The organism is Roseivirga sp. E12, from assembly GCF_017592825.1.
Classification (GTDB): Bacteria; Bacteroidota; Bacteroidia; order Cytophagales; family Cyclobacteriaceae; genus Roseivirga.
This window is the reverse complement of record NZ_JAGFMD010000004.1, coordinates 284,626-307,804: the sequence shown is the minus strand read 5'-3', so window position 1 is coordinate 307,804 and position 23,179 is coordinate 284,626. Positions and strand designations below refer to the sequence as shown.

The following is a 23,179-nucleotide window of genomic DNA, read 5'->3' as shown; positions in this document are numbered from 1 at the left end:
CAAACAAGCTTCGACTGTGATGATACTGGTGTTAATCAGGTAACACTTACTGTAACTGATAATGCTGGTAACCAAACCGTAAACACCTTTAATGTTACCATTACTGATGATACCGCTCCTACTGTAGTAGCGCAGAACCTTACCCTTGCTCTTGACAATGATGGTCTTGCTGCTATCACTGTAGAAGATGTTGACAATGGATCTTCTGATAACTGTAACCTTACACTAAGCCTTGACAGGTTCGCCTTTGATTGTAGTGATGTCGGGCAGCATACCGTAACACTTACTGGCACTGACCCTAGTGGCAATACAGCTTCTGCTACTGCTACCATTACAGTAGTAGATAACATCGCTCCTACTGCCATCGCACAAGACCTTGAAGTATTCTTAGATCAAGATGGGGTGGCTAGCATTACTACCTCTCAAATTGACAATGGTTCTTCTGATAACTGTGGTATCGCTTCTATCACCCTGGACAGAGACACCTTCGGTTGTGGTGACCTAGGTGAGCAAACTGTAACACTTACTGTAACTGATACCAATGGCAACAGCGCTACTGCTACCGCTACCATCACCGTTACTGATAACATCGCCCCTATTGTAGTGACTCAGAATGTTACTGTCACATTAGGTGAGAATGGTGAAGCTTCAATCACAATCCCTCAAATTGACAATGGTTCCAGTGACAACTGTAACCTCACCCTAAGTCTTGACAAACTCAACTTCAATTGTGATGACCTAGGAACCAACACAGTTACACTCACAGGTATTGACAACTCTGGCAACACTGCCTTTGCAACAGCGACTGTTACTGTCGTTGACAACATTAGCCCTACGGCTGTTGCTCAGGACTTGGAAGTCTCTCTTGACGCAAATGGTGTCGCCAGTATCACCGTTGACCAGATCAATAATGGCAGTGCAGATAACTGTGGAATTGCCAACCTGACTATCAGTCAAACTACATTTGATTGTTCAAACATTGGTGAAAACACTGTTACACTTACAGTAACTGACAATGCCGGAAATACTGCTACTACTACTGCGACAGTGGTCATAACAGACACCACAGCACCAACAGTAATAACACAGGATATTACAGTTGCCTTAGACCAAAATGGTACTGCTTCGATCACTATCCCTCAGGTCGATAATGGATCAAGCGATAATTGTAGCCTCACTTTGAGCCTTGACAAGCTAGCCTTCGATTGTGATGATTTGGGAACTAATACAGTTACACTGACTGGTACTGATAACTCAGGCAACATTGACTTTGCAACAGCAACTGTTACTGTAGTAGACAACATCGCACCAACGGTTACCACCCAAAACGTAACCTTGAATTTGGATGCAAATGGAGGGGCAAGCCTGACAACAGACGCAGTTGAAGTATCAGCAAGTTCTGATAACTGCGGTATTGTATCTAAAGTACTCAGTCAAACTACATTTGATTGCTCTGATATTGGTTCCAATTCAGTTACATACACCGTTACAGATGGTGCAGGTAATTCTACCACTCAAACGGTTACTGTTACAATTGTCGATAACATCACGCCAACTGTAGTTGCTCAAGATATCAGTCTTGTATTGGATCAAAATGGTTTAGCATCAATAACAATCCCTCAGGTAGATAATGGCTCTAGTGATAACTGTAACCTTACACTAAGCCTTGACAAGCTGAACTTTGATTGCAGTGATTTGGGGGTTAACACAGTCACTTTAACAGGTGTTGATGCAAGCGGAAACAGTGCTACCGCAACTGCGACTGTTACGGTCATCGACAATGCAGCACCAATGGTCACGGTACAAGATGCTATCATTAACATAGATGCCAGTGGAACGGCTCAGTTGACAACAGACCTAATTGAAGTTTCAAGCACCGATAACTGTGGCATAGCGACTAAAGTACTGAGTAGAACATCATTTGATTGTAGTGATTTAGGAGCCCATGCCGTAACATACACGGTTACCGATGTTGCTGGGAATACAACTACAAAAACGATCAACGTAACAGTTCAGGATGTAACTGCACCAACAGTTGTAGCGCAGGATGTGACAATTATTCTGGACGAAAACGGAACTGCCTCGATCACAATCCCTCAGGTCGATAATGGATCAAGTGATAATTGTAATCTCACATTGAGCCTTGACAAGCTAGCCTTCGATTGTGATGATTTAGGAACTAATACAGTTACACTCACAGGAACCGATAACTCAGGAAACACTGCCTTTGCCACAGCAACTGTTACTGTGGTTGATAACATCGCTCCTACTGCAATAGCACAAAACTTAGAAATCTCTGTCGATGAAAATGGACAAGCAACCATCACTGCTGATCAAATTAACAATGGTAGCACCGACAACTGTGGAGTCGCTAGTGTTACAATTAGTCAAACCGATTTCGATTGCTCTAACATTGGAGAGAATACCATAACACTTACCGTCACTGATAATGCTGGCAACATATCTACGGCAATCTCAACAGTGACAATTGTAGACAATGCTGCTCCTTCAATTACTTCTCAACCAGCAACAGTTAGTCTGGATGAAAATGGATTAGGTTCTATTACACCTAGTGATGTGGTAGTTGGAGTAACAACTCAGCGTGGCGTCAAGCATTATGGAAACAGCTCTTCTCATGCCATTTGGTTAAGCAAATACACTCCTGACAACCAGGCTGGAAAATTCCACTTCCTTCAAGATGAAGGTTCTCTAACTCAGCAGGCTGATGGTACTGCTACTGTCACCGGTACTCTTGTTAACATCAATGATGAAAATGATAGCTGGGCAGTTCAGTTGAACCTAATTGATAAGAAATCATGGGATGAATGGTCTGCTTTAGGTAGATCTTGGAAAGGAAGTGCTAGCAATGTTGGTGATAACTACCTGGATTGGAACTTCTATATCATGGATACCAACCCTTCTAACCCTTCAACCTTAACGGGACTTGGTAACAATGCAGGTAAAACAAAGACACTAGCTCATGCACCAGCTAATTACAACTATGGATTCCAGATAGGAGAAGCTGCCAATGACAAAGACACTGGTCTTGGCTTCTCAGGATGGTTCACTTACCAAAACGATCAGGGTAACACAGTTCAGGGAGACTTTAACCTAGATATCACTAGCACTATTTATACAGTAGGCGATGGACCTTGTGCTACTGCTGAAGTAACCATCTCTACCGAAGACTTTACTTGTAACGATCTAGGTCAGCAGACTGTAACAATTACAGCAACTGACAACCAAGGCAATACCGTCACAGAAACAGCAACAGTGACTATTGTAGATGAAATAGCTCCTACTATTCTTGTTCAAAACATAACTGTATCACTAGATCAGAATGGTCAAGCAGTAATCACCAACAGCCAGGTAGATAATGGTTCAAGTGATAACTGCAACATCACATTAAGTCTTGATCAAACAAGCTTCGATTGTTCAAACCTTGGCACTAACACAGTTAAGCTTACCGGTACCGATAACTCGGGTAACACTGCCTTTGCAACAGCAACTGTTACTGTAGTAGACAACATCGCACCAACTGCTATTACTCAGGATTTGACCGTTTACTTAGATGAGCACGGAGCAGCAAGTATTTCAGCAAATCAGGTGAACAATGGTAGCACTGATAATTGCGGTGTAACGAATGTATCTGTTGACAAAACGAATTTCGATTGCGCTCACCTTGGAGACAACACAGTAACACTAACAGTTACTGACATCAGTGGCAATACCTCCACAGCCGTTGCAACCATAACTGTCATTGATAACATTGCTCCTGAGATTGGTGGAATCCCATCAAATATTGTTTATAACGAAACTGATACCGATTGCGGTCAAGCCATTTCATGGACTGCGCCATATGCCACTGACAATTGTAATGTGACATTAGCAAGCACTCATTCTCCGGGAGATGTCTTCCCAGTTGGAACTACAACAGTGACATACACCGCCACTGATGACAATGGTAACTCTGTAAATAGTTCTTTCGATGTAACAGTTGTTGCGTTACCAATTTCGATTACACTCGATGCCAATGTATACAATGATACAGAAGGCTTCAATATAACTTGTAATGGCGGAAGTGATGGTATTATCAATGCGACTGTTGAAGGTGGATGCGCGCCATATACTTACAGTTGGAGTAATGGAACCTCTGGAGCTTCTGTGAATAATCTTTCTGCAGGAACCTATACACTGACCATTACAGATGGAAATGGCACTGAAGCCAGTAAGACAATTGAACTTACAGAACCAGATGCTTTATCAATTGAAACGAACGTCACTCCTGCGCTACCAGGCGGAGAAGCTGGGGTAGTTAATACGATCTACTTGGGTTATGGTGATCAATCAGTAACACTAGGTGCTGCTGCATCTGGAGGTAATGGAGATTATACGTACGAGTGGTCATCTGATGGAGATATTTCCTGTATTGAAGACAACAGCGCAACTGTAGCTCCTAAAATCACCACCAACTATACTGTTAAGGTTACTGATGTCAATGGCTGTACAATGGAACGTACATTTACGATTCACGTAGTTGATGTACGATGTGAAGGAGGCGTAGTTTCTGAAAACCCTAACGGAGGCGGTGACGATAACAATGGCGGTGGAGACGATAACAACGGTGGTGGAAACGACAACCCGGGTGGGGATGACGATGACGACCACAATGGTGGAGATAATGATGGAGATGACGATGATGATAACAATAACGGAGGTAATGATGACGTAACTGTCTGTCAATGCGAAGGTAAAATGCAAAACTTCACGGTTACCTATAACGGTGTATCTGGGGCAAAAATAAGAGCTTACAAAAAGAATGGAAGAAGCGTAATCAAGACATTCTATAATGTCAAAAACGGTGATCAATTGACCATCAATGGTTTTGACAAAAAGGGCAGACTCGATTCTAAGACCTATTTAAGAATCGGGTATAAATACTATGAGATTCACACCTCTTGTTCAGAAAGTATTGTTGGTAAATCCTATGGCCCTTTCAAGGTTGATGCTTATACCGATGGAGAAGGGGTCGTATGTATGTCGGGCATTGGCAATGGCGACATAGGTAATGATGACGATGATGACAAGGGAGATGATGATGACGATAAGGGAGATGATGACGATGATAATGATGATAAGAAGGATGACGATAATGATGACGACAAAGACCAAGGAGATGATGATGATGATGATAAGAAGAAGGGCGATGATGATGATGACAACGGTCGACTAGGTATTGCCGAATTCGACAACAGTTTAACCACCTTTAATGATAATGATCCTCAGCTTTCGACCTACTACGGAGGTCAATCAGGTAATATAAACCAAGGTTGCGACTGTAACGGAGGAATGAAGGAGATTACTGTTGTATACAATGGTACTTCAGGCACATGGATAAAAGCTTATAATAGATGGGGTAATGTTATCCTTGGTGAGTATAAATATGTTCAGAATGGACAAACCTTAGTTATCAATGGGTACGGAAATTCTGGTCTATTGGACTCCAAGACTTACCTAAGAGTTGGAGCCTACTTGTACAAAATATATACCTCATGCTATATCGATATAGTAGGTAAAAATATTGGGCCATTTACCGTTACTGGTTTCAAAGACAAACAAGATAATTCTTGCTCAATCAATGATACTCCAGACGAGGTAGAAGTAGAGTCAACATGCGATGTCACCAGCTACAGTAATAACGGACATGCCCTTTGGTTAAGTCAGTATAGCTCTCAAGGCAATGCTAAATATATGTTCGAGAACGGCTTTGGCACTTTGAGCCATTTAGAAGATGGAACAGTGACAGTTACTGGTGCAGTCTATAACAAGCATGATCCTAACGACAAATGGGATATTCAGTTCTACCTTGATGAAGGAAAAACTTGGAATGAGTGGAGCGCTTTAGGAAGAAGCTATAAAGACGAACAAGGAATTGCGGGGTCTGCATACCAAGACTGGACTTACCATATACTAGACGTTAGCAAGGTGAGCAAATTAATAGGTAAGGGAAGCAATGCCGGAAGAGAGAAGATGGTAAGCCATATGCCTTCTAATTATCAATTTGGTTTCCAAATTGGAAACAAGGCAAATAATAAAAATGCTAATTATGGCATCTCTGGATGGTTCTACTATAGAAATGATCATGGCAACTGGGTACAAGGTGACATTAATATGGATCTTTCGAATTGTGGGGACCCTGGAACGAACCCTGGTAATTGTGACCTTGATTTAATCAGCTGGAACGGGAATATTACACTATGCTATGAAGGACAGTCGATTTGTGTAAGTCAGGAACAAGCGGCAGATTTAATCGCTAATGGTGCAAAACTTGGATCATGCTCAGTAATATTACCTAGTGCTCGTGCTCCAAAAGGAGTTACCACAGAATCTGATCTTCCAGAAGTAGCCACTACCATAAGAGTAGAACTAAGCGCATACCCTAATCCAACTCGAGATATCTCAAATGTGACTTTCAAGTCCAGTGTATCTGGACCTGCCAGTGTTAACATCTACAATACGCAAGGACACCTGATAGGAAAACTATTTGAAGGTGATATTGAGGCAGACAAAACCTATTCCGTTGAATTCAATGGGTCGGATATTGTCAGCGGACTCTATATGATCAGAGTCAATACCGCTGGAATTGTAGAAACCAAAAAATTGATAATTAAACATTAATCTCCTTTTACCAATCAACAAGGAGAAAGGGTCAGCTTTATGCTGGCCCTTTTCATTTACTCCCCATCCCATTATATATTTAAGGCAACTAATTTGATCATATGGAATTGACGGCTAACAATAAATTGAAAAAACTGATCATAGTAGGTGATAGACTCTTAATCAGGCCAAAGAAGGCTCCTAACAAAACAGAAAGCGGTTTGTACTTACCTCCTGGAGTACAAGAGAAAGAGAAGGTTCAGACTGGATACGTTATCAAAATAGGCCCAGGTTACCCGATACCAATGCCAACCGATGATGATGAACATTGGAAAGGGAACGATGACAAAGTAAAGTACGTTCCTCTACAGGCAGAAGAAGGAGATCTTGCCATATTCCTTCAAAAAGGGGCGGTCGAAATAGTTTACCAAGGAGAAAAGCTGTTTATAGTGCCTCAAGCATCGGTTTTGATGCTCGAACGTGAGGAAGATCTTTGAATGGCTGAGATAACAGGGATTTAATGATTAATTTTGCAACAATATTCTCACCGGCATGGTCGAATAGAAGTAATTGCCGTTATAGAGAGTATAGACGTGATCAAAGTTTTTTGACCACATCGAAACAAAGTATCGAAACAAAGTCTTCAGTAATGAAGCATTAGGTCACAGAATAGTATGAATTACAAGAGCATTAAATTTTCTCGAACGAATCAAGCCGAATTTATCAGCGACCTGCGTAAGCGTGTCAAAGGATACTTCGATTCGAACGAGATCTCAGTTCATGGTAACCTCACCATGTTTAGCAAAACAGCTGCTATGTTCTTAATGTACTTTGGTCCTTATGTACTTATGCTAACTGGCGTAATTACACAACCATGGCTTATTATCATAATGTGGGGCATTATGGGCTTCGGAATGTCGGGTATTGGCCTATCAGTAATGCATGATGCCAACCACGGTTCATACTCAAACAACAAGACTGTGAACAAGTACATGAGTTATGTGATGAACCTGATTGGGGCGAGCTCTTTCAATTGGAAAATCCAGCACAATGTTCTTCACCACTCTTATACTAATATTGAAGGTGTTGACGAGGACATTGATCCAGGGGTTTTAATGCGCCTTTCGCCTCACGCGAAGCATTATAGACTACATAAGTTTCAGCACATCTACGGTTGGTTCTTTTATGCTATTATGACTTTCCTATGGCTTACCACTAAAGACTTTGTTCAATTGAACAGGTATAAGAAAATGGACCTTATTAAAGGTCAAAGGAGAACTTATAGAAGCGTTCTTACGGAAACAATATTTTCCAAAATCGCCTACTATGCTTACGCTTTAGTATTGCCTTTAATCTTTATTCAAGCACCTTGGTGGATAGTAGTCATTGGCTTTTTAACCATGCATATTATCACTGGTCTTTGGATAGCACTTATTTTCCAACCTGCCCATGTAATGCCTAATTCAGAGTACCCAATCCCTGATAATTTGGGTAACATGGAGAACAACTGGGCGGTACATCAGCTTTTCACAACCACCAATTTCTCACCTAAGAGCAAGTTATTCTTCTGGTATGTTGGAGGTTTGAATTACCAAATCGAACATCACCTCTTCCCGAACATTTGTCATGTTCACTATAAGAGAATCTCTAAAATTGTTCGTGAGACCGCACAAGAGTACGGATTACCTTATAACCTTGAGCCTACTTTCGTTTCGGCTATTGCTAGTCATGCCAAGATGTTAAAGACACTGGGCAGAGTCGAAACTGCATAAATCTTCCAGTAAAACATTCTAAATGCCGCTATTGATGAGAAAACAACTAATTCTGACAATTGCGGCTTTTTTATTTGTGCTCAGCTGCACTAACTCAACTGATTATAAAGAAGAGCAAGACCTTAAGGTTGAGCTGGTCAAGCATACTTTCGATTCTGAAGGGCATCCTATCGCACTATGGGAAAAGTCTAATCCTGATGCTACCGAATCGATATTACTAGTACACGGACGCACCTGGAGTGCTGTGCCTGACTTTGACCTACAAGTAGAGGGTGAAGATCTCTCCTTAATGGATGGCCTAGTAGCCGAAGGTTACTCAGTATTCGCCATAGACCTGAGAGGATATGGAGAAACACCTCGGGATGATAGTGAGTGGCAAACTCCAAATAAAGGCGCCATGGATGTGGCCAATGCCTTAAACTGGATAGCCGAACGCAGAAAAGACAAGAAAGCACCACACCTTTTTGGGTGGTCTATGGGCTCTACAATTTCTCATCTAGCAGCTCAACAAAAGCCAGAGCTAATGTCCTCCTTATCCCTTTTTGGCTACTGGAAGGACAGTGATCAAATTTTCGGACCTGATGCATCAGATTTAAAGCCTGCTAAAACTATCAACACTGCAGAGGCCGCTGCTAGTGACTTCATTATTCCAGGCTCGATAAGCCAAAAAGCCATTGATGCTTATGTCACGTTGGCCTTAAAATATGACCCTGTACGGGTAGATATGAAAAGCATGGATCAGTTTAATGCGCTTGATCCCGCAAAGGTCCAGGTACCCACGCTCATCCTCCAAGGCGAACACGATCCAATTGGTCCTACAGCTACACAGACCAAACTGTTCGAGAGGCTAGGCACAGCTCACAAGCAATGGACAGTTATTGAGGGTGGCGATCATGCAGCTTTTATGGAAACACCTAGGCCTCAGTTTATTCATGCATTAGTGAACTTTCTAAAGGGTGTATCTCTTAAATAGAACATGTATGATGTCATAATTATTGGAGCTGGTCTATCTGGACTGACCACGGCATACTCATTAAATAAGAAAGGAATCAATTATAAGATTTTAGAAGCCAGGGATCGTCCTGGTGGAAGAATAAACAGTCTTGATGGACCTTTGGAGATGGGTGCCACTTGGCTGGGTGGACAGCATACACACCTCCTTCAATTGTTGAAAGAGCTAGAGGTTGAAGTTTTCCCTCAGCATACTGAGGGTAAAATTTCTTATGAAGTCTCTGCATACCAAGACATACAATACTTTGACTTCCCTCCTGGCCAAGCTCCTTCGTATAGAATTAAAGGAGGAAGTACTCAACTCATCCAAAGCCTAGTTGATCATTTACCAAAGGGCTCCATAACCTTTAATGCCGTTGTAACTAACATTAATGATTGTGGAAACTCAATAGAAGTGAAACTAAGAGATAGCAGTAGCTTTGAGGCTTCCAAAGTCATTAATACAATTCCTCCTCAGCTGACCATTCAGCAAGTTGAATTCAACCCAACACTTCCTAGTGAACAGGTAGCCATCATGGAGCAGACACATACATGGATGGGTGAATCAATTAAATATGGAGTCAGCTATGCAAAACCGTTTTGGAAAGAGAAAGGACTTTCTGGTATGGCGTTTTCTCAAGGCGGCATTATCCAAGAAGTACATGATCACAGTAACTTCGAACAGAATTATTATGCACTCAAAGGCTTTCTGAACCCAAACTTGGTACAAAAAGGTGAGGAAGGGAGAAAAGAAGAAGTTATAAACACACTTGTCAGGCTTTTCGGCCATGAAGCAAATGACTTTCTAGAATATTCAGAACACCTTTGGGCTAATGACCCATTCACATCAATCAAAGGATCTATTAACGTAGTCCCCCATCAGAACAATGGTCATAAACTCCTGAGGGAAGAAGCATTTAATGGAAAGTTAATATTCTCAGGAACTGAAAGTTCACTGGCCTATCCTGGGTATATGGATGGTGCGGTATTCAGTGGTTTACACACTGCTCAAAGAGTTTTAGAGCAGTATCAGAGTGCCCCAGAAAGTTGAGCAAACTCCTTAGCATGGTAGGTAAGAATAATATCAGCCCCCGCTCTTTTAATGCTCAACAATGTTTCCGCCATTACACGATCGTAATCTAACCAACCCTTTTCCGCAGCTGCTTTGAGCATAGCATACTCTCCACTTACATTATATGCTGCTATCGGCTGCGAGTAGTTGTCTTTCAAGAGTTTGATTACATCCAGATAAGCCAAAGCTGGTTTTACCATTAAGAAATCAGCACCCTCATCGACATCAAGATCCGCCTCAATTAAGGCCTCTCGCTGATTTGCAGGGTTCATTTGATAAGTCTTCTTATCACCGCTCTTAGGAGCTGAATCAAGCGCGTCTCTAAACGGGCCATAGAATGCACTGGCATATTTAGCGGTATATGACATTATCGAAACATCGGTAAAACCATTGTCATCGAGCGTTTCTCTAATAAAACCTACTCTGCCATCCATCATATCCGAAGGACCAATGATATCAGCACCGCTCTCTGCTTGAGATAAGGCTTGTTTTCCAAGTACCTCTAACGTCTCATCGTTCAGGATAATACCATCTTTGACGATACCATCATGACCATCAGAATTATAAGGATCCAATGCAACATCAGTCATAATTGCCGCTTCGGGAAATTCCTGCTTAATTTTAGTTAGTGCTTTGTGATAGAAAAAACTCTTGTCGTAGCTCTTGGTGGCAGTTTTGTCTTTGTATGACTCAGCAACTACAGGAAAAATATCAAAGGCCTGAATACCGAGTTTTAAACATGATTCAATTTCACGAAGCATATAATTAAGACCCATTCTATAGATTCCAGGCATAGAAGCCACTTCCAGAGTAGCATTCGAATCTTCTAGAAGGAAAAGAGGAAAGATAAAGTCATTGGTAGTAACCGTGGTCTCTTGAACGAGACTTCTGATAGCCTCTGATTTTCGATTTCTTCTAGGTCTGATGTCCATACGATAAATATTACCGGGCAAAGATAGCTTAAAACAGAAATACTCCTGCATTTTGCATGAACCACCGAATATGGATATTCTCTATTCTTCCTCGTCTTGAAATTCTAGGATATCTCCTGGCTGGCAGTCCAGTGCCTTACAGATAGCCTCTAGTGTACTGAATCTAACTGCTTTGGCCTTACCCGTTTTCAGAATAGAGAGGTTGGCAAGGGTTATTCCTACAATTTCGGCCAACTCTTTACTCTGCATTTTTCGCCTGGCAAGCATCACATCAAGATTCACTATGATTGCCATAATTAGATGGTTAGTTCTTGTTCTTCTTTTAATTTCACACCGTGTTCGAAAGCATTTGCAACCAATAGAATCATCAATCCTAAGAATAAATATGAGTTGAAAAAAGACGACTGTGTTGAAATCCTGCTACTCATGTGAAAAACCCCTTTTATGTCTAAATAGTCAATGAGTAAATACCTGACCAAATATCCATAGATCCAAGATAGAACAGAATAGCATATAACCATGACACCTGCAATCCTTATTCGCTTTACATTCTGAAGACTGAAAAATTGTCTTTCCTCTATAGATTTAAGCAACTTGATCAATACATGCACGAGATAGTAAAAAGCTCCCAGGAGAACTATCATAGAGATAATCAAATAAACATTCGAAATTGGAAGTGATTCTAATTCCAATCTATAGGAGGTTGGCCTGATACTGATTTCGGTATATCTCTCACCTTTATACGTCACTTCAGCAAATTGTTCCATAGGTGGGCTTAGACTGTAGTTATCATCAAGATTAACCGATAATGGTGCTTCAAGCTTCCCTAGTATAAAAGCACCCAGAATAAAAGCCGCAACAACGCCTATCAAAACCCTTATTAATTGGAGTAAAAACACACACACCGAGGTTATCATTCTATTCCATCTCATTGCTATCTATTTTAGTGTTTAATGTGTTTAAAATCTCATTTCGATCGACCTTTCTGATCATGACAACTCCTCCAATAGCCACAAATACAAATAGGCCAAGGGTTACAAATAAAGAAGATGAATCCGTGCTACTTCCGACAGCTTCTGTTACCAGATCTTCATTCTCCGGTCTCAATTCACTTTTCCCAAAAGCTGCATTGACTAAAAAATGAATCATAATTGGGAAAATAATATGTCTTGTCCTGAGCAAAAGCCCGCCAAGGAATATACCAATTGCAGAAGCAAATACAACCTGAAAAGTGATTCCTGAGAAGTTACCTGGTTCACGAAATAAATTAAGATAATGCAGAGCACCAAAGATTAACGATGTTAGACAAACACTCACCAAAAGTAGTCGTTTCTTATTGGCTCGAATCTGAATCACTAAGGGAAGAATAATAGCTCTAAAAGCCAGCTCCTCTATGAGAGCAACAAAAAAATGCTCAATTAAAAACAAGGTAAGTATGCCACTTCCCGCATTTACATATACAGAGAAGTCACTGATTATTCCCATAGTAATAAATACCATAGGGATTAAAAGTATTATGCTTTGGCGCATATAGAATCCTTTCTCAATGCCAGCCCCAATTCCAATAAACTTTTCAAATTTGAACCTCCTAATCAAGTAGACCAGTATGGCGAACATTATAAACCTGATAATAATACCAGCTGCCATTCTCACAGTTTTCTCTCCTTCAATAAAGTCGCCTATAATTGAGCGCAGTGGTAGTACTAGGTTCAGGAATAAAACAAAGCCCAAACTAATTGCCAGTACCCAACGAATTTTCAAACTTCTACTCATTTCTACTTTCATATTCATATTTCTCAAATCAAAAATTGACGGTGCTTAAAGGTTCTTTATTCGGCAACTCCGGGTGAGCAGCCTTGTCTATGATTTTCGAAATGTAATAATTAATTATTGAAAAACAATAATTAATTATTGAAAAACACGCTAACTAAACCTTTGAGATATGACAATGTCTAAAATTCAAATCTCAACGACATGCGACACTTTTTTACGGTCATCTTATTTCTTATCTCCTTCTCAGCCTCTGCCCAATACTGGGTAATCAAGGGCAGTGTGTTAGACAGTGCATCTAACAAACCTCTCAAGTTTGCTACTGTTCTACTGATAGATCTCTCTGACTCTACAGCAAAGGCCTATTCGACCAATGATCAGGGCGGCTTCCGTATGACCAGCATTACCAACGGCAACTATCAGATCGGTGTATCCTATGTAGGCTTTAAGAAATTCAGTAGAAATTTCACGATCAAAGACGCCTCTCTCGACCTTGGCAACATTGCTTTGGGCATAGACACAAGAAATCTGGATGGTGTAGTAGTAGAAGGTCTCACCGAGCGTGTAAAACAGAATGGCGATACTACAGAATTCAATGCTGCTGCCTTCAAGGTCAATCCTGATGCTACCGCAGAAAACCTTATTGAAAAGATGCCAGGAATAGTGATTCAAAATGGTCAGGTACAAGCACAAGGTGAAAATGTTAGTAGAGTATTAGTGGATGGTCGAGAGTTTTTTGGAGACGATCCAAACGCTGCATTAAAGAATTTACCAGCTGAGATGATCGAACGAATTCAAGTCTATGACCAAGCCAGTGATCAAGCTCAGTTCACGGGTTTCCTTGATGGTGAGACATCCAAAACAATGAATATCATCACCCGTGTGAGTATGCGGAACGGGGAGTTCGGTAGAGTTTATGCCGGTGCCGGAACGGATGACACCTACAATGCCGGTGCAAGTATCAATCTATTCCGTCCTAAGGCAAGAACCACTTTTCTTGGGCAAGTCAACAACATCAACATCCAAAACTTTTCAACCAGTGACCTTTTGGGTATTACTTCAGGCGGAGGTAGAAGAGGTGGTCGTGGTGGCCGTGGCGGAGGCGGTGGTGGTGCAGCCGGTGGCGGAGGAGCTGGAGGTGGTCGATTTGCCAATGGTGGTAATGCCGGCAACTTTCAAGTTGGTCAACAAGGCGGAATTAACGAGACAAAAGCCTTTGGAGTGAATTACTCTTATGAGGACACCAAAAGGATAAAGTTCAGTGGAAGTTACTTTTTTAACCAATCTGATAATTCTTCCAATGAATCTATTTTCAGACAATTCACTTTGGCGGCAAATGAAGGGCAGACTTACGATGAAACTAGTTTTGAGGGTAGCAGAAACACCAATCACCGTTTCAGTGGTCAACTAGAGTATAAAATTGATGACCGCAACTCTATCATAATGCGTCCAAGGTTTACTTATCAGGACAATTCAGGTTCAGCCCTGACTGATGGAACAACTTTCTTAGGAACAGACATCTTGAACACCATCAATTCAGAAAATACATCGGCACTTGAAGCCTTTAGCTTTAGCAATAACCTTCTTTGGAGACATTCATTTGAAAAGAGAGGAAGAACCTTCTCCATCAACGTAAACACTGGATTGAACAACAATAATGGCGATAGTTTTCTTCTCTCTGAATCAGAGTTTTTTACTGGCCCTTCAAGATCAATCGACTTCGATCAGTTTACGGATCAAAATCAAGATGGCTTCAATATGACTGTTAATGCCACCTATACTGAGCCATTGGCTGATAGAAGCTCAATTCTTTTTACCTACAGATATGGCTATCAATTCAATGACTCTGATCGCCAAACTTTTGACTTTAATGAGGGCAACGATGCTTATACTGATTTAAATACGCCCTTGAGTAACACTTTTGAAAATGATTACTACACACACCAGGGAACTATAGGTTACAATTTGAGAGGAACAAAAGGCACCTTAACACTGCGTGCAACCTATCAGCGCGCTATTTTGGATAACGACCAGACATTTCCTGTTGTTGACAATGTGGATCGCAACTTCAATAATTTTGTGCCATCAATCAACTATCGCTTCAGGTTCGACAGAGGAAAAAGCCTGAGCATCAATTACCGAACATCCACCAATGCGCCAAGCGTGAATCAGCTACAAAGCGTAATAGATAATACGGATCCGCTGAATATCACTTCGGGTAACCCAGAGTTAGATCAACGCTATCAACACACTGCCACGATAAGGTATAATAAGGTAGATAGCGAAACTTCCAGAACCTTCTTTACACTGCTCAGTGGTACTTTCTCAGATAATTACATAGGCAATAGTACTACCATTGCATCAAGAGGAAATACGATAATAGATGGCATTACTTTGCAGCCAGGTGCTAGATTTAGCAAACCAGTTAACTTGAATGGCTATTGGAACGTCAGGAGCTTTTTGGCCTACGGCCTGCCATTGGGTTTCATTAAGTCAAACCTTAATTTTACCGGGACCCTTTCTTTTACGCAGACACCAGAGTTAATCAATGATGAATTAAACCAGGCTAGGACCCCAACTGTTGGACTCGGACTAGTTCTAAGTAGCAACATTAGTGAAAAAGTGGATTTTACCATTTCAAGCAACTCAAGTTTCAGCACTGTAAGTAATACCCTCCAGTCAGCAAATGACACTGACTACTTTACCCAGTCGACAAGACTCAGGCTTAATTGGATCTTTGGAGATGGTTTTGTATTCAGATCTACAGTAGGCCATACTGCGAACTCTGGTCTCGCAGACGGCTTTAACCAAAGTTTTGTGTTATGGAATATGGAAATGGGCAAGAAACTGATGAAACAGAAGGCAGAGATAAAGCTATCCGTTTTCGATCTATTGAAACAAAACCAGAGTATTACAAGGTCAATTACCGGATCGTATATTGAAGATAATCAAACACAAATCCTTACTCAGTACTTCATGTTGTCCTTTGTTTATAATATCAGAAGCTTTGGCCAGGGACAACAGCTACCTGTGGAAAACGACAGGCTTCGACAATTGCGTGAGCGATTTGGAGGCGCTGGGGGATTAGGAGGCAGACGAGGTGGTAATGATAATAATTGATAGAATTCCTCATAAAGAAAGACACTTCAGATTTAAAAAGTTCACTGCTATATCCGTGAGTCAAGTTCACATCAACCGTCTTTAGTTTTGTCAGCTAGCTGTCGCTGATATACAGTGCCTACTAATCGTTAGGTTTCCGTGATCTTTTCATGATATCCTAAACTGAGTTTTGTTTCCGAAAACATTAAAACTCAGTTATGAAAAAATTATTAGCACTTTTGATCATCCCAGCCCTGTTAGTGAGTTGTGGTGATGACGACAGCCCTTCTCTTGCAAATATCAATGTTACTATTAATGGGCTTGAAGACTTGGGCGCAACCGCACAATACGAAGGCTGGATTATTGTAGATGGCGCACCTATAAGCACAGGGACGTTTAGTGTAGATGGCAACGGAAATCTATCAACTTCTTCTTTCACAGCAAACACCGAAGACTTGGAATCGGCATCCAAATTTGTAATCACCATCGAGCCTATTCCTGATCCTGATCCAGCTCCTGCGGACGCCAAATTGCTAGCCGGTGATTTTAATGGAACCAGCGCAACACTTTCGACTGGTGTAGCACCGGCCCTGGGAGACTTTTCTAATGCTGCCGGCACATTGTTTCTAAGAACACCAACTGATGAGACCGATGGTAACAATGGAAATGATATCTATGGCGTATGGTTTGGAAGCCCAGGAATGCCTCCTACCCCTAACTTTACGCTACCCACTTTACCCGCAGGATGGGCATATGAGGGTTGGGTAATTGGCGAGTCAGGTCCAATCTCGACCGGTACATTCACAGATTTCGGTGCGAGAGATTCAGGAAACCCATTTAGCGGAACGGAAAACAATGCGGGACCTCCTGTTCCGGGTGAAGACTTTTTCAATGCAGCGCCAGCTGGAGAGACATTTCCATTGGATATTCGTGGTAGAAGAATTGTAATTTCGGTAGAACCAGTGCCTGATAACTCACCGGCTCCGTTCTTGTTGAAACCATTGTTAGTTGATCTAGCAACTGATGCAGCAACGGCACCAGCAACTCATAACTTTAATCAAAACTTAGGTTCCGTACCGTCAGGCTCTGTCACTAGACAATAAATAGATACAAAAACAATTAGTAAGGTTGATTGGCGCAAAACTCATTTGAGTTTTGTGTCGATCAATTAGTTATTAGGATTTACGAATGGATTATTCGCTCTAAGTACCAGAGCTGGGTCTGTTTCGACAGCTGGTTCTTCCTGTTTGGGTTCACTCTCTTGAACGACAGCGCTATTGAGGACTGCTTCAGATTTATCAAAGCGCAATACCAAACCATATGAGACAGAGGCGATAGCCAATGCAACGCATATAATGTTCAGTACTCTCCTTTTGGTTGAAGACAGCATACAAGTGTTTTGGTCTATTAGACACCTTTGAAGAGAAAACCCCTACTTCAGCATCCAACATTACAAACTTAGTCAAATATCATGCCCAGACACGAACAATCCTGATCAGAGGCTATTAATTGGATTTAAACGGCATTAAATTGCGTAATAGTGGAATCGATGATGTCACAGCACTCATGAAGTTGCTCTTCGGTCATTACTAGTGGAGGGGCAAATCGGATGATATTACCATGAGTCGGTTTGGCCAGCAAGCCATTCTCTTTCAATGCTACACAAATATTCCAAGCTGTAGAACTTTCTGGGGAGTCATTGATTACAATGGCATTTAATAGCCCCTTACCCCTCACCTGAGTTATAAGATCGGTAGCATCGATTAGAGCGTTCATCCTCTCTCTGAAAATAACTCCAAGTCGTCTTGAATTTTCAGCTAGCCCCTCATCTTTCACCACATCAAGTGCTGCCATAGCGACTTTTGCTGCCAAGGGATTACCGCCAAAAGTACTACCATGCTGACCTGGTTTTATCACCTCCATGATAGAGTTATCGGCCAGTACCGCAGAAACTGGATACACACCACCGGATACGGCCTTCCCTAAAATCAAAAGGTCCGGTCTAATGTTTTCGTAGTCACATGCCAACAACTCACCAGTTCTTGCAATCCCAGTTTGTACTTCATCAGCAATAAAAAGAACATTCTTCTCTTTGCAGAGCTTATCGGCTTTAGCCAAATACCCATCATCCGGAACAAAGACACCAGCTTCACCTTGAATTGGCTCTACTAAGAATCCAGCTACATTATCCTCTTTTAGAGCTTCTTCTAAGGCATTAATATCGTTGTACGGAATTTTGATAAAACCTTCAGTAAATGGACCAAAGTTCTTCCTTGCATCTTGATCGTTCGAAAAGGAAATGATTGTGGTCGTTCTTCCATGAAAGTTGTTTTCACATACAATAATTTTGGCTTTAGTTTCTTGAACACCTTTTTTCTCATAGGCCCACTTTCTACAAATTTTAATTGCTGTTTCAACCGCTTCAGCACCAGTATTCATTGGAAGTATTTTATCGAAGCCAAAATACTCGCTCATGTATTTTTCGTAAACTCCTAAAACGTCATTATAGAAGGCTCTCGAGGTAAGTGTCAAGGTCTCAGCTTGCTCTTTTAAAGCATTTACTATTCTCGGGTGACAGTGGCCTTGGTTAACAGCACTATAAGCAGATAGGAAGTCAAAGTACTTTTTCCCTTCTACGTCCCAAACGTAGACGCCATCCCCTTTAGCTAATACCACAGGTAATGGGTGATAATTATGCGCCCCGTACTTATTCTCTAAAGTGATTGCGTCTTGACTAGAGTGTACCAATTCCATAATAGTTTACTTTCTTTGTGTTTGTAAAAACAATTTCCTTCCACCAAAGGTAGAGAATCTGTTTCAGCATAAAAACATGTCTAAAGATTCAAACAAGAACCAAATCTTTGCCAGTAAAACCGAAGATTACTACATTGGTAAAGATGGCAAGCTAGTCTTCACGGAGTTATACCTCCTGAAGCGTGGCTACTGCTGCCAGAATGGCTGTCGCCATTGCCCTTATGGTTTTAAAAAATGAATGAAACATTTCAGAATCTCTCAGTAAATCCAGACGAACTTCCTTCTGTTAAAACTGCCGATTTCAATCATATAGAGAAGGGATACCTCAAGGTCTCTCTTATTTCAAGTGGTGTATTTTTTCTGATTCTATTGATTGGCGCATTTTGTCTGATTTTCTTCAATGATGATATAGAAGGAACAACAATGGTTTACTCAATCACTTTGGGATCTATTGCACTTCTCTGGTTATTAAACATTATCGTCACTATTAAAGCGTTCCCCAAAAAGCAATATGCCATTAGAGAACGAGATATCATTTACACAAAGGGGCTTCTTTGGTGGGAAAGAACCAGCATTCCTTTTAATAGAATCCAGCATGCGGAACTTAAGCAAGGTCCTGTAGATCGTATGTTCAAACTACATAGCCTAAAAATCTTTACCGCTGGTGGTCAAAGTAGCGACCTTGTAATTCCAGGGCTCAATGAAGAGACGGCTTCTCGTCTGAAAGAATTCGTTCTCGGTAAAACAGCGATGGATGGAAGTGACAATTGACCAGTATACAAGCCCCCAAAGGCAGTCACGAGTCGCAATAGGCATCATTCTGATTAAGTTTCTCAGAATGACGATCCGATCATTCTGGCCAATTCTTTTGAGTTTTTTCATTGGCGGAAGAAACAATGATAGTTTCGGCACCATCATCGGTTATATCGCATTGGGATTTGCCGCATTCAACCTTATAGGCTCAGTACTTACTTATTTCAGGTTCTATTTTCATATAGAAGATGGCGCATTTATTATAGACAAAGGCATTCTCAAGCGAACAAAAACCAATATCCCTTTCGAGCGAATTCAAACAATAAACTTCAAGCAGAACATTCTTCATCAAATATTCGGAGTTGTTAGTCTTGAAATCGACACAGCGGGGGCAAAAAAATCAGAGCTTACCATTGATGCACTGAAAAAAGAAGATGCAGAAGCGCTCAGAAGTTTTATTCTAAAAGAAAAGGCGCAAATCGAAAGTCCCGAGACCAGTTCAGAATCAGTGGATATTGAGGAAAATGAGGAGGTAATCCTTCATTTAAGTGTTCCTGATCTGTTCAAAGTAGGCATCAGTCAGAATCACCTCAAGTCTATGGGTATCCTCTTTGCCTTTGTTTTCTCAACCCTCAATGAGGTTACAGAAGATGTGCCTGAGTTGATCGCAGAGGAACTATCCGGCTACGATCAAATTATGAACACCGGGTGGGTCATGTTTCTAGCCTCTGTCATCATAGTTGGTATTATCTCATTTATGTATTCCTTGACCACTACGGTTTTGGGCAACTATGATTTGAAACTATCGATTAAGCAAGGTGGTTTAAAGTTGGTCAAGGGACTTCTGAACCGTGAAGAAATCTCTGTTAACAAGAAGAAAGTTCAAGTAGTATCATGGTCGGATAACCCCATTCGCATGATGTTCAAGATGTTTACACTTCAAATTGAACAAGCTAGCAGTGCCGAGGCGGATCAGTTAAAGTCGAAAATAAAAGTCCCTGGTAGTTATCAGACTCAAGTGGATAGTGTTGTAAAAGCAGTTTTTCCAGAAGAATTTTATCGACCAGAAACAAAGCATAGAGTAAGCAAGCTGTTAAAGTATAGACTCTTTTTCTTTATAGGACTGATACCCACAGTGATTGGTGGTGGTATCAGTTATTACTATATCGAGTGGCAGGCCCTGTACTTTCTTATTTGGGGGCTGTTTATATGGTTGTCAATAAGTGCATATTACAGAAAGCGTACTTATGAGGTAAACGATGAATTTTTAAAGAATAACAGAGGAACCTTCGGACATATTTATGAACTGACCCAGTTGTACAAAGTACAGTCAGTCCAAATAAAACAGAGCTGGTATCAAAGAAGGAAAAGAATTGCCACAATGGTTCTTTCAAATGCAGCTGGCTCGGTAAAAGTCCCTTTCATATCTATTGAAGAGGCAGAGGCTTTAGAAAGCTTTATCCTCTATCGTGTCGAAAACGATCGTAGAGAGTGGATGTAATAATTTTCTTAGAGATTTTCTAAGCAAGGTTGTTCAGTTCAGGAATTATTCAGATATTTGCAGTCCGTTTAGAAAAAGCGGTAAATTCAGACGTTATGGCAAGAGTTTGTGATATCACAGGAAAGAAAGTACAGGTAGGAAACAACGTTTCTCACGCTAATAATAGAACAAGAAGAAAATTCTATCCGAATCTTCAGAAGAAGAGATTCTATATTCCTGAAGAGGATGCATGGATCACTTTGAAGGTTTCTACATCAGCTTTGAGAACCATCAATAAAAATGGCATCTCCGCTGTTCTAAAAAAAGCAAGACAAAGCGGTAACATTTTAGTATAATAGCGTCCTCGTACGTTACTATACTACAATGAAACAACCCATAAAAACATTTTCAATCCTGATAGCATTTTTGTTATCAGGATTTTTTGTTGCCCAAGGTCAAGAGGCACCTACAGATTTTCTCTCATCAGCATTTCACAAAAACAGACGTGAGGCACTTAGAGCAAAAATGCCAGACAATAGCGTGGCTGTATTCTTTGCCAACCCGGTAAGAAACCGCGCCAATGATGTAGACTTTATCTACCATCAAGATCCTGATCTATATTACTTGACTGGCTATCGCGAGCCACATGCCGTTTTGCTCATTTTCAAGCAACAGCAGACGAATCAAAGTGGCGAAGCCTATGATGAAATATTCTTTGTTCAAGAACGCAATCCACTGCAAGAGATGTGGAATGGTCGCAGATTGGGAAATGAAGGTGTTAAGGACAAACTCCAGATCAGTGCTTACAACGGTAAAGAGTTTGCCAAATTCGATATAGACTTCTCCACCTTCGACAAAGTCATGTTCTATGACTTCCAAAATGACGTAAGAGATAACCCTAATGACCCGGCTGACCTATTCAGTCTAATCACTCAGTTCAAGACAAAAGCCGGCTACCATACTAACACGGCTAATTTGGGTACCGAACCTCAGAAAAATAACCTTGACGTTAGAACACTGAACACACTGATGAGTGAATTGAGAGGTATTAAGACACCCGAGGAACTTGACCTGATCAGAAAAGCCGTCTTTATCTCAACGGTGGGACAAGTAGAAGTCATGAAAGCTATGAGGCCGGGTCTTTCGGAAACCGAAATTCAAGGAATTCATGAGTTTGTCTTCAAGAAGTACGGATCAGAATACGAAGGCTATCCGTCAATAGTCGGTGCAGGCAACAATGGTTGTATTCTACATTACATAGAAAACCATAAGCCGGAAGTTGAAAGTAAAGAGATGATCCTTATGGATTTGGGCGCTGAATATCATGGTTATACTGCTGATGTCACCAGAACTATCCCTATCGATGGAGAATTTTCTCCAGAGGAAAAGGCTATCTATGACTTAGTCTATAAGGCTCAGGAAGAAGCTATTCAAATGTCAAAGCCTGGTGTAACCTTTGGGCAACTGAGTGCTACTGCTAGAAGCATTATCAACAAAGGCCTGGCAGAGCTAGGGATTATAGCAAGCGAAAGCGAGCAACACCTGTACTATCCGCATGGACTGTCACATCATATCGGCTTAGACGTTCACGATAAAGGCACCTATGGCCCACTAGAAGAAAACATGGTAATCACTGTAGAACCAGGCATCTATATTCCTGAGGGTTCTAAGTGCGACAAAAAATGGTGGGGCATTGCCGTAAGAATTGAGGATGACATTCTGATTACAAAAGATGGTTTTGAATTACTGTCCTCATTTGCTCCTCGTACAACAGAAGAGATTGAGAAATTAATGAAAGAACCTAGTCCTCTAGATCAGTTTACATTACCTGAGCTAAAGGGGAACAAGTAGGAATTCATACAGATATTGAATGAAAAGGGGTGACCTATGGTTCACCCCT

General features: G+C 41.1%; 18 protein-coding genes. 12 read left to right on the top strand and 6 right to left on the bottom strand.

The features are described 5' to 3' along the window. The 5 genes from J4E76_RS12310 to J4E76_RS12290 form a co-directional block, all read left to right on the top strand. Positions 1–6,678, top strand: a 6,678-nt coding sequence (locus tag J4E76_RS12310; protein WP_208504576.1) for an HYR domain-containing protein, incomplete at its 5' end; no start/stop codon positions are given. Between the two features lie 101 nt (positions 6,679–6,779). Then, on the top strand, positions 6,780–7,154 hold the full coding sequence (locus tag J4E76_RS12305) for a co-chaperone GroES family protein (RefSeq protein WP_208504574.1): 375 nt from the start codon (positions 6,780–6,782) through the stop codon (positions 7,152–7,154). Between the two features lie 177 nt (positions 7,155–7,331). Further along, positions 7,332–8,429, top strand: coding sequence for an acyl-CoA desaturase (locus J4E76_RS12300; RefSeq protein ID WP_236017416.1), 1,098 nt, complete (start codon positions 7,332–7,334; stop codon positions 8,427–8,429). A 34-nt stretch (positions 8,430–8,463) separates the two neighbouring features. Further along, positions 8,464–9,402 carry an alpha/beta hydrolase gene (locus J4E76_RS12295; RefSeq protein WP_208504572.1) on the top strand — a complete coding sequence of 313 codons (939 nt, stop codon included), beginning with the start codon at positions 8,464–8,466 and terminating at the stop codon, positions 9,400–9,402. Positions 9,403–9,405: 3 nt separating this feature from the next. Beyond that, positions 9,406–10,470, top strand: a complete 1,065-nt coding sequence (locus J4E76_RS12290) for an FAD-dependent oxidoreductase (RefSeq protein ID WP_208504570.1) — start codon at positions 9,406–9,408, stop codon at positions 10,468–10,470. On the opposite strand, the gene hemB is transcribed toward J4E76_RS12290, so the two are convergent. The 4 genes from hemB to J4E76_RS12270 all read right to left on the bottom strand — a co-directional run bounded on the left by hemB (position 10,449) and on the right by J4E76_RS12270 (position 13,214). Next, entirely contained in the window at positions 10,449–11,423 is a 975-nt protein-coding gene (gene hemB / locus J4E76_RS12285) for a porphobilinogen synthase (protein WP_208504569.1), read from the bottom strand. The genes J4E76_RS12290 and hemB overlap by 22 nt on opposite strands. 81 nt (positions 11,424–11,504) lie before the next feature. Then, positions 11,505–11,717, bottom strand: a complete 213-nt coding sequence (locus J4E76_RS12280) for a helix-turn-helix transcriptional regulator (RefSeq protein ID WP_208504568.1) — start codon at positions 11,715–11,717, stop codon at positions 11,505–11,507. 2 nt (positions 11,718–11,719) lie between these two features. Further along, the gene (locus tag J4E76_RS12275; protein WP_208504567.1) at positions 11,720–12,355 is read right to left on the bottom strand and encodes a DUF2975 domain-containing protein; all 636 of its coding nucleotides are present in this window, start codon (positions 12,353–12,355) and stop codon (positions 11,720–11,722) included. After that, positions 12,342–13,214 (bottom strand): CPBP family intramembrane glutamic endopeptidase, encoded by an 873-nt coding sequence (locus J4E76_RS12270; protein WP_208504566.1) that lies wholly within the window; start codon positions 13,212–13,214, stop codon positions 12,342–12,344. The genes J4E76_RS12275 and J4E76_RS12270 overlap by 14 nt, the downstream gene beginning before the upstream one ends. Before the next feature lie 183 nt (positions 13,215–13,397). Between J4E76_RS12270 and J4E76_RS12265 the strand changes: the two genes are divergently transcribed. Further along, complete coding sequence (locus tag J4E76_RS12265; RefSeq protein ID WP_208504565.1) at positions 13,398–16,313, top strand: TonB-dependent receptor; 2,916 nt, start codon at positions 13,398–13,400, stop codon at positions 16,311–16,313. A gap of 197 nt (positions 16,314–16,510) precedes the next feature. Continuing rightward, positions 16,511–17,395 (top strand): anti-sigma factor, encoded by an 885-nt coding sequence (locus J4E76_RS12260; protein WP_208504564.1) that lies wholly within the window; start codon positions 16,511–16,513, stop codon positions 17,393–17,395. 65 nt (positions 17,396–17,460) lie between these two features. Here the strand turns inward: J4E76_RS12260 and J4E76_RS12255 are convergent, their stop codons facing one another. Both J4E76_RS12255 and rocD read right to left on the bottom strand, forming a co-directional pair. Then, positions 17,461–17,682: a hypothetical protein gene (locus tag J4E76_RS12255; RefSeq protein ID WP_208504562.1), complete on the bottom strand. Its 222-nt coding sequence runs from the start codon at positions 17,680–17,682 to the stop codon at positions 17,461–17,463. A gap of 125 nt (positions 17,683–17,807) precedes the next feature. Next, positions 17,808–19,046, bottom strand: coding sequence for an ornithine--oxo-acid transaminase (rocD, locus tag J4E76_RS12250; protein ID WP_208504561.1), 1,239 nt, complete (start codon positions 19,044–19,046; stop codon positions 17,808–17,810). Between the two features lie 76 nt (positions 19,047–19,122). Here rocD and J4E76_RS12245 point away from each other — a divergent pair, with 76 nt between their 5' ends. From J4E76_RS12245 to J4E76_RS12225, 5 genes are all read left to right on the top strand, one after another. Beyond that, positions 19,123–19,284 (top strand): DUF5522 domain-containing protein, encoded by a 162-nt coding sequence (locus J4E76_RS12245; protein WP_208504559.1) that lies wholly within the window; start codon positions 19,123–19,125, stop codon positions 19,282–19,284. Further along, positions 19,281–19,817: a PH domain-containing protein gene (locus tag J4E76_RS12240; protein ID WP_208504557.1), complete on the top strand. Its 537-nt coding sequence runs from the start codon at positions 19,281–19,283 to the stop codon at positions 19,815–19,817. The genes J4E76_RS12245 and J4E76_RS12240 overlap by 4 nt, the downstream gene beginning before the upstream one ends. Further along, positions 19,801–21,300, top strand: coding sequence for a PH domain-containing protein (locus J4E76_RS12235; RefSeq protein WP_208504556.1), 1,500 nt, complete (start codon positions 19,801–19,803; stop codon positions 21,298–21,300). Before J4E76_RS12240 ends, J4E76_RS12235 begins: the two co-directional genes overlap by 17 nt. Positions 21,301–21,395: 95 nt before the next feature. After that, on the top strand, positions 21,396–21,635 hold the full coding sequence (gene rpmB / locus J4E76_RS12230) for a 50S ribosomal protein L28 (RefSeq protein ID WP_208504555.1): 240 nt from the start codon (positions 21,396–21,398) through the stop codon (positions 21,633–21,635). A gap of 28 nt (positions 21,636–21,663) precedes the next feature. Then, positions 21,664–23,130, top strand: coding sequence for an aminopeptidase P N-terminal domain-containing protein (locus J4E76_RS12225; RefSeq protein ID WP_208504554.1), 1,467 nt, complete (start codon positions 21,664–21,666; stop codon positions 23,128–23,130). Positions 23,131–23,179: the final 49 nt, after the last annotated feature.